We start from the raw sequence: 15727 nt of genomic DNA, 5'->3' as shown, positions 1-15727 counted from the left end.
GCACGGATAATATCGGCATGTCGATGTCATTTTGGACTGCCTTTACCCTGCGCCGCAATACATTACTTGCCTTGCTATTGTGGACTATAGCTGCGCGTAAATATCCGCATCTTGCCCTTCACCGCCCTGCTGGCCGTCGGCTCCTAATGAAAACAAGTCATAAGGACGGCCTTCGCTGCCTGGAGCGACATACTGCATCTCATTTTCCCAGCCATCTGTCGGATAGCCACCTTTGATATAGCCGCCTTCGGGATAGTTTTTCGCGTCGCTTGGCGGCGTGATCAGCGCCTCTAGTCCCTGCGCGGTGGTAGGATAACGCGAGTTGTCCACTTTATACATATCAAGCGCGTTTGAGACAGTAGCCAGTGCGGTTTCAGTGGTTTTGATACGGGCTCTGTCGCTTTGTCCCACCACTTTGGGTACCACAAGGCCTGCTAGGATGGCCAAAATGACAATCACCACCATAATCTCGATCAAGGTAAAACCGGACTGACCACTCAGCTTCGCATGAGTGGTATTTATCGGGCTGCTACCTGTATTGTCCATCGTCATCTGTGCTCGGGGGGCGGCTGGGGTTTTATCAGTCATTATCATCACTTTTATCATCGCAGTTGTGTCAGTTATCAGGGTGCTTAAATGGCGTTTAATGCTTGGCGCTACTTGGCGCATGGTTACCTGATTTGATTTATTCGCCATTATCTATCGATATAGGCACCATGGTCACTATAGACCATGATTTTATTTTTATCCAGCGCCGCCAGGTGACTTGTCTTATGAATTTATGTTTTTTGGCTTTGTATCTTTTTTGGTTTTATAAACCAGCGGGCAGGTTTTAGAGATACTGACGCTGGTTACTATAGCTTACTACGGGGGTTGGCAGAAGTTTATCCGGCTCGCAGTCAACAATGTACAACAGTAAGTAAAGCTTAAGTAAGCTGGCGCAAGTTTAAGCAAGATAGACCCACGGCTCACCGTTATCTAATCGCCCATACAGTCCGCTCAAAACAAAGTCTATATCGTCGATTCACCCTAAGTTACATAGCGTTTAACCGGCCAAATCATTCATATTGACAATCGGCAGCATCACTGCCATGACGATAATCATCACCACCACGCCCATTAACACCAGCATCAAAGGCTCAAGTAATGACAATAATGTACTGATAAAGTTGGTGGCTTCGGCCTCTTGCATGTCGGCCGCTCGACTGAGCATGTTTTCCAGCTCGCCTGAGTTTTCGCCGCTTTTGATCATCTGCACCATCATCGGCGGAAAATAGGAGGATTTTTCTAACTGCGTAGAGAGGCTAGCACCTTCTGTGACTCGATCGGCTGCGCTCACAATGGTTTGTTTGATATGTAAGTTGGTCGTCACCGCCGCACCGATATGTAGGGCTTCAATCAGCGGCACCCCTGAGCGCACCAATATCGCCAAAGTACTGGCAAAGCGCGCGGCATTGAGTCCCTTAGACAAGCGCGCCATTATCGGTAGCTTGAGTACCAGACTGTCAATGGCCAGCTTGCCCGCTTGCGTTTGGGCAAACCGATAACACAAAAAGGCCAGCGCGGCCAATACCAACAGCATCAGCCACCACCACTGAGTGATAAAATTGGACAGTGTGAGTACGATCTGGGTGATCAGCGGTAGCGCTTGCTCTGATTGCTCAAAGACCTTGACGATTTTTGGCACCACAAAACTCATCAAGCCCATGATTACTCCGACCGCCATCACCATCAGCACAATCGGGTAGACCATTGCCCCTTGGATTTTCTTTTGTAAAGCAAAGCGGTTTTCGGTGTAATCTGCCAATTGGTTGAGGATCAAATCCAGATGACCTGACTTTTCTCCTGCGGCAATGGTGGCGATATATAGCGGCGGAAAGCTGGCTGCTTGCTGTAGTGCGCGCGCAAGACTCAAGCCTTCTAACACATGAGAGCGCACAGCGAGCATCAAAGATTTGATATGCGTCTTTGGTGATTGTTTGGCGACGGCGGCTAGGGTTTCTTCTAATGGAATACCTGCTGCCAGCAAGACAGACAGCTGACGGGTTAAGAGCGCCAGCTCATAAGCGGAGGGCTTTTTATAGCGGTTTTTATGCTTAGCTTGTCTGTCATTGACCGCACTGACTTCCACGGGCGTCCACTGCTTATCACGCAGCTGCTGGCGTATCTGCCGCGCCGAATCGCCCTCGAGCAGGCCTTTTTGCATACTGCCGCGCTCATCAAGCGCTTTAAAATGATAGGCTGGCATAGCAGCAGATATCCTAAGAAGATCAAAGAGAGTGAATGATAAAACAGCGCTCAAAACCTTAGGGCATGGCTTTGTCGCCTAAAACAGTGGCGTGGAGTCGTTGCTGTCCGGCATCAGCCCTTGGAGGAGCAAGACATCTAAATGCTGCTGTTGGAGCTTTTTATCAAAGTCATTGACCTCAGCGATCAGCATTCTCTCGATGCGTTTATCACTGGCAAACACGCTCAGCCGTGCACAGATGACAGCCAATTGATAAATGCGTTTTTTGCAATAGCCGTCTAGCCCTTGTAGCAGCCGCACCATATGCGGTGTCTCTAAACTGGCGTAGTCATAATCCGCCACCACCTCGGGCGCAAGCGCCGTGACGCTATAGCTAATGGACAGATGCGCACAAAAATAACAACTAAACAAATAGCCGACTACATGGCCGATATAATAGCCTCTATCGTAAGTAAAACTACTCACCCCAAAGTGTCCAAGCACATAGCTATTGAGGCTGCCTTGATCAAAGATAGGTTTGGTATTTTTGAGCCTACCGATCGTGGCAAAGCACAGCGGGTTACGGCCATCTTGAGTGGTCAGCTGCCACCCTGCTGGCTGCTGCGCGGGCATGTGGCGGACGATATCAGCAATGATGTCGTCGACCACATGTAGCTGCTGCCAAAGGCGCTCAAGCCCATCGGTATCCATCAGCCCGCGTTTATCAAGCTGCTGCGCCAGCAAATATTGCTGGTATTCTACAAACTGTGATTTGAGCGTTTGTACCAAATAAGTCGGACGGGTATTGGCAGGAGCCATATACAAGAGCCGCGTACGCTCATGCTGGGCACGGTACAAGGCCAGACGCTGGGCGGCAACGCTGTCCTTATCGGCAGAAGCATCAGCTTGCGCCTGTGATGTGGCTATATGCGCCGTCGTCGTGTCCGCAGCGCTATCAACCGTAAACAAGGCCAACAGTGCCGCTTTATCAAAGGCCACAGCGCTGTCATCCGTTTGAGCGTCTGTCATGGGATATTGCGCATCACTAACGGTGCCTTGAGGCGCATTACTTGGTTTGTTGCCATTGGCTTCGATAGCGGATTGGCTACCGGCTTGGGCGTTTGGCTTTGCGGTTGGTTCAGTCATAACATACCATCTGCAGCAAAATGAAACATCATCTAGATCTGACTATATGCCTGCTTTATAAGGAAATATATCACGCTTGTCACAAGCACTGGCGTCTAGATGACTCAATATTCCATAGTACCTGAACATCGACGTATTGTCAGCCGTCCATCAGCAAAATACCCACCGCCGCACGCGGCTCAAAACACCTAGACTAAACAAAATACCTAGCCAGATAAACGCGGCATCACGTCATGCGCTAGCCGTGATACTGCTGGCGATAGGCTTTGGGTGAGACGCCGTAAACGCGCTTGAATGCTTGGCTAAAGGTTGAGTCCGACGCATAGCCGACCAGCTCACTGATACGGCTGATGCTGTTTTGTTGCAACCGCAAATAGCGCGCTGCCAAGCGCAAGCGATAATCAATCAGATACGTGAGCGGCGGCATACCGACTGTGTCTTTAAAGCGCTGCGCAAAGCTTGAGCGCGACATCCCCGCGACCTCTGCCAGCTTATGTATCGTCCAGCTTTTGCTTGGGGCTTCATGCATGGCGGCCAAGGCTTTGGTCAAAAATGGGTCTTTCATAGCCTTTAGCCAATTCTCAGTGGCTTCAGGCAGGCTTTCGATATAGACGCGCAAACACTCAATCATCATGATACTCGCCCAGTGATTGATGACCGCAGTCTTACCCATACGCTCGCGCTCAGCCTCCAAGGTTAGCAGCTTAATCTCCACATCGATGACCTCAAACCTACCATCAGACTCTTCATTGATTTCGGGCAAAATCGATGGCAGGACAGACAATAAAGGCCGTATCATCTCTTTGTCATACTGACACTCAATCAAAATCAGAGACGAATTAGACTCGCCCTCACCTTTGACATCTAGCGTCTGCGCTTTGCAGCTATTGAGCATCTCATCTAGCGGCTGGGCGGCATCACCATCATACGCTAGCGCATAGCTTGTGTGCTGATGGGTATTGGGAATCATGATAATATCGCCTGCCTGTACCTCTCGTCGATCATTGCCAACATCGATACAAAAACTGCCAGACATCACCAAGTAAAATAAAATTGTGTCTTTTCTCGTCAATGAATAAGACCAATTACCCACGCAATTTAGCCGATAGTATTTGGTTTCAAACAAATGCACATTTTGTAGCAATACGCTTAGAGCGTCCATCTGTCGTTCCTCAGTGATTATGAGCAGTGTCCAAACCTAGCAAAATAAACTATCTCATAGAGATGACACAAGTCAAATATCCGCTCGTGGACTCTGGTTAAAAATATACATACGTTAGACACATAGACCAAACTCGAGGCGCGCCAATACTGTCCGCACTTATGTGTTTGGCAAATGGCACTTAAATCAAACGATAGAATGACAAATATGAGCGCCAAGCATCAGATCGCGGTATAAACACCCAGGCACAAAAAAACGCCGGCCAAAACCAGTGTCATTATTTATGAGCATCAAAGGATAAATATAAAGAGTAACGACAGAGAAGTCTAATAAAGAAACAGAAAAATGGGCAGCAATGGAGCCAAAGCGGCTGCTGACATATAAAGAAAGGAAAATAAAAATTGGGGCGACTGATGGGACTCGAACCCACGACAACCGAGATCACAACCCGGGGCTCTACCAACTGAGCTACAACCGCCATAATATGGCCAAGGAAGGCAAGATATGCAGGCTAAATGGCGCGCCTGGCAGGATTCGAACCTGCGACCACCTACTTAGAAGGCAGGTGCTCTATCCAACTGAGCTACAGGCGCTCTTAAGGGCTTTTTATATATCTAATTAAGATTACAATACTATTGTAGTATAAACTCAATCATCATACATAAAAAAAAGCCTGTAAGGCTCTTAAATAAATAGATGGTCGGAGTGATAGGATTCGAACCTACGACCCTCTGGTCCCAAACCAGATGCGCTACCAAACTGCGCCACACTCCGATATTTCTATTTTCACGATAGTTTTGTTAAGTAACTTGTCGTTGGCAAAGCCGCTAACTTGTTAATGTTCATCGCTATCGAGGTGCACATATTAAGGGGTAAATCTGATTGTGTCAACACCTATTTTTGATAAATTTAAAAGAATTATTAAATTACCGCAAAAACGCATGTTTTTATAAAAAAGGCCACAATCAACGCCTTAATATCGATGTTACCTACTCATCGACAGGGGCATTATACTACATTTTCTCAAGGAAGCAAGTCACCGCCCTTATTTATCGTGCCTGTGTTGACGTTAAAGGGTATTAGCCATAGCGTGGCATGATCTGGCACCTTGTTGGCGAGCGCTTCTGTGACAGGCAGCTGGCGAAGCATCGTTGGTTGCTGCGTATCATCTTGTACAGGATACACCAGCCAAGCCTGCGGCGCTTGATAAGCCTGCGCATAGCTGGCCAATTGATAAGCATCGCTGGGGCTGATAGCAGCAGCATGTGCTAGCGTTTTCCATTTGATATCGATCACATGACTATAGCAACCTGCCCTGTCAGTAATCGTCTTTGTATGATGCGTATGAGTTGAATTGTCATTGTCAGGCGGCGTTTGATAAATCAACAAATCAGGGCGGATAGACAAACAAGCTCGCCCCTCCTCGTCATTTAACCAGACCCGCTGCGCCTGAAACAGCGGCTGATACCCCGTACTGACGCGCCGAAACAGTGCGGCAATACGTAAGCTGGCCCACTGCTCAAAAGCTTGGTTCATATCTAGCAGTAGGCACAAACGTAGTGATGATGGCTGCTGTTTTATTGCAGGTGGCGCGATACCATTTGCCCCAGCGACACTCGACTGGCGCAGTAGCCAATACGCCATCTCTAATAGCTGCTGCGCACCTTGCATGGCGTTCGCATGCAGTGGTTGCATAGCAAGCTGGCGTTTGGCTTGCTGATAGACTATCGCCAACTGCGTCAGCTCATGAGCATGTAGCGCAGAGATCCGCTGCCATGTCGTCGACAACTGAGCACCAATGCGACGAAAACGCACAGAGGTCTGTAGTAATGGGCTAAGTTGCTCTAAAGCACTTTTGATCAGCCGATTGGCTAGCATCTCTTGGCTGAGCACACTACGCTCACACACGAACTTATGCGGCTGCAGCAGGTTGCGCTGCAGTTGCGCTTTTATCACGAGGCGACCTTGCAATGAGGTTTGGTTATCGATCTGCGTTTGATAGTGCTGGGTGGGTGGGTGCTGCGTCAGTCCTTGCAAAAACTGCTGAATGAGCCAATCTGACAATGGCAAAGCGTTGATCGGTAAGGGTGCGGCGTGGCGATTAAATTGCCCAAGGTGTTTGCTATTTGGCAGTGTTTGCGGTGATGAGTCGTCGCTGGCGATCAAATCTGCCAGCATCCTCTGCACCCAAAGCCGAGTGCGGCTGATAGCGCGCTGCTGCTCTGATGGCGACTGACGCTGAGGCGGTGTATTTGTCGCTGCCATCCGTTTGGGTAATATCTCGAGCACCATGCCACTTGGCAGATGCACAATACCGATATAGTGACCCACCTGAAGCTGCCACTGGCCCCGCTTGCGCTTGATGCCAAATACCGCAAACTCTTGCGCCAGTAGCCACTCAAAATCAGTCACGTACGCAAAGTCGCGCGCGGTCAGCCGCTGATGCTCAAACACTGTCATAATGCCTGTCTGAGAAACAGCTGGCCGCAGCAGGTCAGAATTACCAGCGGTATGAAGGTCGCTATCGTTATGGAGCACAGTCATCAGTATAACCGCTGATAGATAGCCGCCTGCGCAAATGCGCCTGTGCCTGCTATAAGATCTGCATTTATCCTATAGCCCCCTGCCCCTAGAGCCGAGTGCGGCTGACCAAAAAATGAATCATGACCCAAATAGCCAGCGGCGCTGTCGTTTTGCGTCGCCGTCTGTGTAGGCCGGCTACCTGCCAGCAGCGCTTGGCTATCTTGTATAAACTGCATCGCTAGCGGCTGCTCATCATCTTGAAAGATATATTGTAGCACCGCCACTTGCCCACCTGCAGCTTGCGCTAATTGTGGAATGATTTGCTCGGCCAGTGCGCGTTGTAAGTGCTCCAGACTCTCTATCGCCCATAAAAACGCATGGCCCAACTGCGACTCGCTGCCAAGCGTTTGCGTGATGCGCTGATTGAGGCCGCGGAGTAGTTTATCGAGCGCTATCGTGGCAGCTGGCTCAGCACTGTCTGCGCTGTGGCCTGTCTTTATACTTGGTAGCAGCTCAGGCTGTGGCGGACAATCGACAAATCGGAAGCGCCGGCGCAGCGCCATATCTAGCGGGGCTAAAGAATGGTCTTGCGTGTTCATGGTGGCATAAATATCGACATTGGCCGGAATACTAAAAGTACGGCCAGAATACGCCAGCTTTACCGTCATCGCATTGGCCATGTCAGTGCGTTTATCTGGCTCAATTAAGCTTAGCAGCTCACCAAAGACTCGTGATACGTTGGCACGGTTGATCTCATCGATCAGCATAGCATAGCGCTGTTTGGGGTCGCGAGCGGCGCGCTGACACAACAACAAAAACGCGCCATCCTGAATACCATACTGCATCTGTAGGCCTGCGGCATTGGTGGCGGTATTGGCAGGCGTCATGACAGGGCGAATCCCTTCGACAAACTCTTCATAGCCGTATGCTTGGTGAAAGCTCACCATACTAAAGCGCTGCTGGCTAAGGGCTTGCTGGCGCGCGCTATTGTCGAGCTGCGCGTGCTCAAATTCGGTTAGCTGCTGTGATAAACCCTCTAGCAAGTCGATGCTATCAGGCAGCAAATACCACGCACCGCTCTCATCCTTATCAAAATACGCTTGACTAGCGCGGTTATCACAGCTGACCGTCCGCGAGTCAGCAGGACTGTGGCGACGCAGCGCCAACCAAGCGGTGCTGCTTAAGTTTTTGTCGCGGGCATTTTTGGCCGCCTTTGCCACAAAAAAAGGATGGGCGACAATCTCTGGTACTTTTAGTAAATCCTGCTGCGACTTGCGCATCTGCAAAAATATCAAGCATAGCACCTCGCGCCAGCTCAAGTCCTGTAACAGCTGGGCCAATAGCGCCTCATCATCTGCGGTGGGCAGATCGTCGGTATATTGCTGGGCGATTTGTAGCAATCGATAAGTCTTACCGGTACCAGCGACGCCCGTGTAGATGATATTGACTGGTTGGTGAGAGCGGTTTGGTTGAGTGAGCAAGACATCAGACATAACATTATCCAGCAGAGCAAAAGTGTATAAACATGAAACAAGCAATAGGCGGGCTGATTATAACAAGGAAAATGGCGATGTTAGGGCGGTCTGCTCGTTACCTTTCTATCATTTTGTAAGCGCAGCAGTTCATGCTAATAATAGTAGGCAGAACGCGGTTAATGTACCATAGTAGCGGTGACGACTTGGCAGCCAATAGGCGCTTCGTCGTTATTGATGAGGTTTCATCATACGCAATGTCACCTTTAACCTATCTATATAAAGGAATTTTGTATGTCAGGATTATTAAAAAAACTCCCTACCAAGCTGACCAATAAATTGCCAGCCAAAGTAGCTGACAGCACAAGATCGCCAGTCGAACCACCAAACAGCACGCTCAAGCCCGTCAGTAACCAATTTACCAAGCTATTGTCAGTGACCAAATACTTACCGGCCAGCGCCCGCTCTAGTATTTTATCCAAGGCTTTTGGTAAAGTGGTGCCCTATGTCGGCACCACGGGCGTCTACTATGAGACGGTTGAGCCAAACCAAGTGGCGGTCAGCTTAAACAACACCAAAGCCGTACAAAACCATATCGGCTCTATCCACGCCGTTGCCATCACCCTGCTGGCCGAAACAGCCACGGGGTTTATTTTGGGTCTAAACCTGCCCTCGGACCGTGTCCTGCTGATTAAATCTTACTCGGTAGATTTTTATCGCCCCATCAAAAAAGGCCAGATCGCTGCTATCGCCACCTTGTCTGATGAGCAGCGCTTGACCATCCTCAATACTCCAAAAGGTGAGATGGTCATCCCTTGCGTCATCCATGATCGCGAGTCTGATAGCGAGCGCGACCCTATCGTGGTCGAGATGACATGGGCTTGGATACCCAAATCAGAGCTAGAAGCCAGACGTCAAGGCAAAGCGAATGCGCAAACAGCAGCAAGCGCTGACGCAGCATTGGCAGATACGCGTGACGACCAGACCGATGACGCTCAACCCGCTTCACAACTAAGCGATACACCCTCTGCGCAAGATTTGTCTGCCGCCACTACAGATATGGCCAAAAGCACATAGATTGCGTGATCAAATAAAAACCCAACAACAAGGAGACAATGATGTCCAAACTTATCCATACATTGACAGCCCCTTTATCCAAGGTACTGCTGGTCAGCGCCTGCGCGTTGGGGCTTAGCATGACAGCCACGGCCGCTCCAGCAAATGCCAGCCAACATGCCACACTTAGCAAATCCAGCCCTGTCTTTTTGGGAGAAGGTGGCAACTATCCTTTTTCTGAAGCGGTGCGGGTCGGCGATACACTATATATGTCAGGCCAGATCGGCTTTAAAGACGGCAAGCTGGTCAAAGGCGGCGTCAAAGCCGAAACCAAGCAAGCGCTAGACAACATTCACGCCACGCTCCTAAAGTATGGCTACCAAAAGTCAGATGTGGTCAAATGCATGGCGATGCTGACCGACATGGATGACTTTACTGACTTTAATGACGTCTACAAAGCCACGATGGCCAAGCCTTATCCGGTGCGCTCAGCCTTTGGCGTCTCAGAGTTGGCAGCGGGCGCAAGCGTCGAGGTTGAATGTATCGCTGTCAAATAATCGCGGTATTCACTATTGCGGTACTCACTATCAATGTGCCACTGCATACCCGTCACTATCGATAGAGCACGACCAAATAACTGGCTTTGATAGTCAGTTATTTTTGTGCCGTTTATATGCTAGGCATCCTCATAAACCCCCTATCAATTTAAAAGCGGTTCATCATTTAGCGCGCTTTCTTTGGTCACGCGCAGCACTTCCTCTAACGTCGTCCGACCTGCTATCACTTTGTGCAGCCCATCAGCGCGAATCGACGATGTTTTTTGGCGGGCGTAGGCTTCTAGCTCATACTCAGCGGTGTTGCTATGAATCATACGGCGCAGCGTATCATCGATGGGCACCACCTCATATATGGCAGTACGACCTTTAAAGCCTGTCTGGTTGCATTTGTCGCAGCCGACGGGTTTGGGGAGTTTGATAAAGGTGTCTGTCGCTTGTGCGCCTGATGGCCCCGATGTCAGATCAATCTCGGTAAAGAGCTTGGCCTGCTCACTATCTGCAGCTTGCCAGCCATGACAATGCGGGCACAAGGTGCGCACCAAACGCTGGGCGACGACCCCTATCAGTGATGATGATAATAAGAAAGGCTCAACCCCCATGTCTTGTAAGCGGGTAACGGCCCCTATAGCGGTGTTGGTATGTAGCGTCGATAATACCAAATGTCCGGTAAGCGATGCCTGTACAGCAATTTCTGCGGTTTCTAAATCGCGAATCTCGCCGACCATCACCACGTCTGGATCTTGTCGTAACATCGCGCGCAGACTCTTGGCAAAGGTCATATCGACTTTATTATTCACCTGCGTCTGGCCGATGCCATCGAGCTGAAACTCTATCGGGTCCTCAGCGGTCAAGATATTGCGAGTCTGATCATTTAGGTCAGTCAATGCCGAGTATAAAGTAGTGGTCTTACCAGACCCCGTCGGCCCAGTCACCAAGATGATACCGTGCGGGCGATGGATAAGGCGCTTTAGCTCACTATAGTCGCTGTCAGACAAACCCAGATAGGTCATGTTTAAGCGGCCTGCTTGCTTATCGAGCAGTCGCATCACCACCCGCTCGCCAAAACTAGAGGGTAGCGTCGACACCCGCACATCGACTTCACGCCCTGCTAGACGCAAGCTGATACGGCCATCCTGTGGTACGCGTTTTTCGGCGATATCGAGTTTGGCCATCACTTTGATACGCGAGACCAAGAGCGGCGCTAATTGACGCTTTGGGCTGATGATTTCTTTTAGCTCGCCATCGACGCGAAAACGCACGACCAAGCGTTTTTCAAAGGTTTCGATATGAATATCAGACGCATTGAGACGGATGGCCTCAGACAGTAGCGCATTGATCAGGCGGATGATGGGGGCGTCGTCTTGCTGATCCATCAAGTCTTCTGTCTCAGGCACGCTATCTGCCAAGCTATCGAGATCCGGATGGTCTTCAAGTCCTGCAGCAATGTGCTGTGACTCGCCCGTATTGCCTGCATAAGCGGCGTTTAGGCGTTTTTCAAACTCATCGGCGCTGACACTGTCATAGGTTGGCACGCCGCGCACGCCCTGCTGCTGCAAAAACCGCACCGCTTCATTAATCGCCGATAGCGGTGTGGCCTTGGTCAGTACCAGCGTCGCGGGCAGCTCAGGGTCTATCGCAAGGATGACCAAAACCTGATGGCGTTTGGCAAAACTATAAGGCAATTGCATCATAAGAACGACCTGATAACTAAGAATAACTGCGGTATGAGCAGCATATGATGACAGCAGAGGTATGTGTAAAATCGACTCTCTCTAAAATGGCATAGCGCTCTTAATTATAGAGCGCGGCTTAGCATAGCGCGGCTCAGCGGCGCACCGCCTTAGTCCAAAAAAGACTGCCTGTAAACCTGCATGAGTTTGGTATAATAGCATTTTGTGTCAGATGCGTATTAGTTTATCTGCAAGACGCGCGCCCCTATCGCTTGGTGCCAATTGCGCCATCTAACGCGCCAAGTCCACAGAGGATTTTTATTTTGTCGATAGTGCGCTATTATCAGTTCAAGACTTATCTGATAAGCGGTGCACGTTTGCACTAAGACACACCCTTTTATATTTGACTGTCTATTTATTAGGTCATCTTGCCGCCCGTTATTAGGATTTGAGTTATGTCAGAAAACGCCCACCCCACTCCCACGCCGCTACTATCAGACACTTTTAGCGTCGGTAGTCGTACCTTTTCTTCTCGGTTATTGGTCGGGACGGGGAAATATAAAGACATGGCGCAGACAGGTGAGGCCATCAGCGCGTCGGAGGCAGAGATTGTCACCGTCGCCATTCGCCGTACCAATATTGGGCAAAATAACGATGAGCCCAATTTGCTCGACGTCATCTCTCCAGACAAATACACTATTTTGCCAAATACTGCTGGTTGTTTTGATGCCGAAACGGCGGTTCGTACCTGTAAGCTTGCTCGCGAGCTGCTGGGCGGGCACAATCTAGTCAAGCTTGAGGTGTTGGGCGATGAAAAAACCCTCTACCCTAACGTCATGGAAACGTTAAAAGCGGCCAAAGTCTTGATAGAGGATGGGTTTGAGGTGATGGTATATACGTCTGACGATCCTATCGTCGCCCAAGAGCTTGAGAGCATGGGCTGCGTGGCGATTATGCCGCTCGGTAGCTTGATTGGCTCTGGACTTGGCCTGCTCAATCGCCATACCCTCAGCCTAATCATCGAAAACGCCAACGTACCCGTATTGGTCGATGCAGGCGTCGGCACTGCCTCGGATGCAGCAATTGCCATGGAGCTTGGCTGCGATGGGGTCTTGATGAACTCTGCCATTGCCAATGCGCAAAACCCAGTCTTGATGGCACAAGCCATGAAGCACGCTATCTGGGCTGGGCGTGAGGCGTTTTTGGCGGGCCGTATGCCGATGCGCAAAATGGCAGCCGCCAGCTCGCCGCAGACAGGCTACTTTTTTCAGTAAACGTTTGCTAGTAGCTCAGCGGACACCTGATCGTGTGGCGCCAGATATGACGCCACCATCACAGGTCTTTTTTCCAACATCATAAAAGGATTTATTATGCGACTTCTCACAGCAGTCGATCAATTATTTTTACTTCTTGAGTCGCGTAAACAGCCCATGCACGTTGGCGGCTTGTTTTTATTTGAATTACCAAAAGCGGCGGATAGTGATTTTGTCTATCAGCTGGTAAAACAAATGCAAGAGTCCGACGTGCCGCCAAGCTTTCCTTTTAACCAAGTGCTAGAGCATCTGATCTTTTGGAAAAAAGACAAAAACTTCGATGTGGAGCATCATCTGCATCATGTCGCGCTGCCAAACCCTGCGCGGATTCGCGAGCTGCTGATGTATGTGTCAAGGGAGCACGGACGGCTGCTAGATCGCGCCATGCCGCTATGGGAATGCCACGTGATAGAAGGCATCCAGCCCGAGACTGAGGGCGGTGCTGAACGATTTGCGCTGTATTTTAAAATCCATCACTCATTGGTCGATGGTATTGCAGCCATGCGTTTGGTACAAAAATCCCTATCGCAGTCCGCCACCGAGCCTGTCACCCTGCCTGTGTGGTCATTGATGGCGCGCCACCGCAACCAAGTCAACGCCATACTGCCCAAAGAGCGCTCTGTGCGGCGCATCATCAAAGAGCAAATCTCTACTATCAAACCGGTGTTTACTGAGCTGCTGGACAACCTCAAAAACCATGGCGACGAAGGCTATGTCGGCACCTTTGATGCGCCGATGAGCATCTTAAACAAACGTATCTCCGCCTCTCGTCGTATCGCTGCGCAGTCTTATGATATCGAACGCTTTAACGATATCGCCGCCCGCCTAAAAATCAGCAAAAATGATGTGGTGCTTGCCGTCTGTGCAGGGGCCATTCGTCGTTATTTGCTCGCCATGGATGCCCTACCCAGCAAGCCGTTGATCGCTTTTGTCCCGATGTCGCTACGTACTGATAATAGCGTCTCAGGTAACCAGCTGTCATTTGTCCTAGCAAACCTCGGCACGCACCTTGATGATCCACTACGCCGCATCGAGCTTATCCACCGCAGCATGAATAACGGCAAACGCCGTTTTCGCCGTATGAATCAGGCCCAAGTGATCAATTACAGCGTGATTGCGTATGCGTGGGAAGGCATCAATCTGGCGACAGGCTTATTCCCCAAAAAACAAGCCTTTAACCTGATCATCTCCAATGTACCCGGCTCAACCAAGCCCTTATACTGGAATGGCGCAAAGCTACAATCGCTATACCCTGCCTCTATCGTCTTTGATGGTCAAGCGATGAACATCACGCTCGCCAGCTACCTCGATAGGATTGAGTTTGGCATCACTGCCTGTAGTAAAGCGCTACCGCATATACAAGACATGCTGATACTGATCGAAGAAGAGCTGGATTTGCTAGAGGCGACCAGCAAAGAGCTTGAGTTTCAAGGCATCACGGTCAAGGACAAGTGTGATGACCAAAACCCTCAGCACACAAAAAAGCTGGCACCATAATGGTACCAGCTTTTAAGATTTGATCGTTGACGGCGGCTTAAAACGCATCGCCCCAAGTCGGTACCACCACTTGCATCAATGGCTTGAGCAGCTTGACGTTACAAGCAAAGATAGAGCCTGATGTCATCGAGTTGTGCGCGCCAGTATGATCGACGACCACGCCGCGTGCTTCGGTGACAATCAGCTCACCTGCTGCGATGTCCCACGGCTTGATAGACATCTCAAAATAACCATCAAAACGACCTGCCGCCACATAGCACAGATCCAGCGCGGCTGAGCCTAAACGGCGAACTTGTCCGCCCGCTTCAGAGATTTTTTGTAGGCTTTCAAAGTGCTGCTTGGCATAAGAGATGACTTCGCCATTGCGTTTGCGCTCAAGCGGATGACCGGTGGTAAATAGCCCACCGTCGATGACTTTACGCTCACTGACATTGATACGGCGTTGGTTGAGACGCGCGCCTTTGCCGCGGCTGGCAGAAAACATCTCGTCACGCACAGGATCATAAATCACGCCGTGCTCGGTCACGCCTTTATATTGTACGGCAATAGAGACACAAAACTGCGGCACGCCATGGACGAAGTTTTTGGTGCCGTCTAGTGGATCGATAATCCAGCACCAGTCGGCATCTTCGCCGCGGCCTTCTTGCATACCAAACTCTTCACCCAAAAACGAATGGTTTGGGTAGCTGGCTTTTAGTGTCTCAATCGTCAGCTCTTCGCTAAAACGATCAATACGGGTGACCAGTCCATCAAGCCCTTTTGACTCGATGTCTAGCTCGATTTTGTGACGGTTTTGATGCGCGTATAAAATCTCTTTACCGACTTTTTCAGCAGCACGTGCTGCGATGACGACCATGGGTTCCATAGATAACCTATTTGCTTGATGAATGAATATACTTAAGAGATAACACTGATAAAATGTACAAAAAATAAAGCCAACTTAAAACTAAATCCTATCAACCTAACAAAAACCCTAGCCGCCAAGCAAACCAAATAGATGATTGCTAGTCGTTGCACCGCCCAAGTTGTCAAATAATTCACACCTACGGCAAGTAGGCGAGGTTTAAGCAAAAAACCTATAAGCTTTATTTTTTACTCTGCTAT

The 15727-nt window shown here is 49.8% G+C and carries 12 protein-coding genes and 3 tRNA genes; 4 read left to right on the top strand and 11 right to left on the bottom strand.

The genetic code is table 11. The annotated features are described in order from the left end of the window. Window positions 1–84: 84 nt before the first annotated feature. The 9 genes from gspG to CAP50_RS01700 all read right to left on the bottom strand — a co-directional run bounded on the left by gspG (window position 85) and on the right by CAP50_RS01700 (window position 8551). Complete coding sequence (gene gspG / locus CAP50_RS01745; RefSeq protein ID WP_443555085.1) at window positions 85–552, bottom strand: type II secretion system major pseudopilin GspG; 468 nt, start codon at window positions 550–552, stop codon at window positions 85–87. 493 nt (window positions 553–1045) lie between these two features. Then, window positions 1046–2248 carry a type II secretion system inner membrane protein GspF gene (gene gspF, locus CAP50_RS01735; protein WP_100748816.1) on the bottom strand — a complete coding sequence of 401 codons (1203 nt, stop codon included), beginning with the start codon at window positions 2246–2248 and terminating at the stop codon, window positions 1046–1048. Window positions 2249–2326: 78 nt separating this feature from the next. After that, window positions 2327–3373, bottom strand: a complete 1047-nt coding sequence (locus CAP50_RS01730; RefSeq protein ID WP_100748815.1) for a hypothetical protein — start codon at window positions 3371–3373, stop codon at window positions 2327–2329. Window positions 3374–3611: 238 nt separating this feature from the next. After that, the gene (locus CAP50_RS01725) at window positions 3612–4535 is read right to left on the bottom strand and encodes an AraC family transcriptional regulator (RefSeq protein ID WP_100748814.1); all 924 of its coding nucleotides are present in this window, start codon (window positions 4533–4535) and stop codon (window positions 3612–3614) included. A 402-nt stretch (window positions 4536–4937) separates the two neighbouring features. After that, window positions 4938–5013, bottom strand: a tRNA-His gene (locus tag CAP50_RS01720). Window positions 5014–5051: 38 nt separating this feature from the next. After that, a tRNA-Arg gene (locus CAP50_RS01715) sits at window positions 5052–5128 on the bottom strand. A gap of 104 nt (window positions 5129–5232) precedes the next feature. After that, a tRNA-Pro gene (locus tag CAP50_RS01710) sits at window positions 5233–5309 on the bottom strand. A 249-nt stretch (window positions 5310–5558) separates the two neighbouring features. Beyond that, entirely contained in the window at window positions 5559–7079 is a 1521-nt protein-coding gene (locus tag CAP50_RS01705) for an McrC family protein (RefSeq protein ID WP_100748813.1), read from the bottom strand. After that, window positions 7079–8551 (bottom strand): McrB family protein, encoded by a 1473-nt coding sequence (locus CAP50_RS01700; RefSeq protein ID WP_100748812.1) that lies wholly within the window; start codon window positions 8549–8551, stop codon window positions 7079–7081. The genes CAP50_RS01705 and CAP50_RS01700 overlap by 1 nt, the downstream gene beginning before the upstream one ends. A 273-nt stretch (window positions 8552–8824) precedes the next feature. Here CAP50_RS01700 and CAP50_RS01695 point away from each other — a divergent pair, with 273 nt between their 5' ends. Beyond that, window positions 8825–9607 carry a DUF4442 domain-containing protein gene (locus CAP50_RS01695; protein ID WP_100748811.1) on the top strand — a complete coding sequence of 261 codons (783 nt, stop codon included), beginning with the start codon at window positions 8825–8827 and terminating at the stop codon, window positions 9605–9607. A gap of 41 nt (window positions 9608–9648) precedes the next feature. Continuing rightward, window positions 9649–10143, top strand: coding sequence for a RidA family protein (locus CAP50_RS01690; protein WP_172953037.1), 495 nt, complete (start codon window positions 9649–9651; stop codon window positions 10141–10143). A gap of 143 nt (window positions 10144–10286) precedes the next feature. Here CAP50_RS01690 and gspE read toward each other — a convergent pair whose 3' ends face one another. Next, window positions 10287–11834: a type II secretion system ATPase GspE gene (gene gspE, locus CAP50_RS01685; RefSeq protein WP_100748809.1), complete on the bottom strand. Its 1548-nt coding sequence runs from the start codon at window positions 11832–11834 to the stop codon at window positions 10287–10289. 434 nt (window positions 11835–12268) lie between these two features. Here gspE and CAP50_RS01680 point away from each other — a divergent pair, with 434 nt between their 5' ends. After that, window positions 12269–13087, top strand: coding sequence for a thiazole synthase (locus tag CAP50_RS01680; RefSeq protein WP_100748808.1), 819 nt, complete (start codon window positions 12269–12271; stop codon window positions 13085–13087). A 96-nt stretch (window positions 13088–13183) separates the two neighbouring features. Further along, the gene (locus CAP50_RS01675; RefSeq protein ID WP_100748807.1) at window positions 13184–14623 is read left to right on the top strand and encodes a WS/DGAT/MGAT family O-acyltransferase; all 1440 of its coding nucleotides are present in this window, start codon (window positions 13184–13186) and stop codon (window positions 14621–14623) included. Between the two features lie 37 nt (window positions 14624–14660). Here the strand turns inward: CAP50_RS01675 and CAP50_RS01670 are convergent, their stop codons facing one another. Next, the gene (locus tag CAP50_RS01670; RefSeq protein WP_100748806.1) at window positions 14661–15488 is read right to left on the bottom strand and encodes an inositol monophosphatase family protein; all 828 of its coding nucleotides are present in this window, start codon (window positions 15486–15488) and stop codon (window positions 14661–14663) included. Window positions 15489–15727: the final 239 nt, after the last annotated feature.

This window comes from Psychrobacter sp. L7 (assembly GCF_002810365.1).
GTDB lineage: Bacteria > Pseudomonadota > Gammaproteobacteria > Pseudomonadales > Moraxellaceae > Psychrobacter > Psychrobacter celer.
The sequence above is the reverse complement of the archived record's forward strand: the minus strand, read 5'-3'. Positions and strand labels throughout refer to the sequence as shown.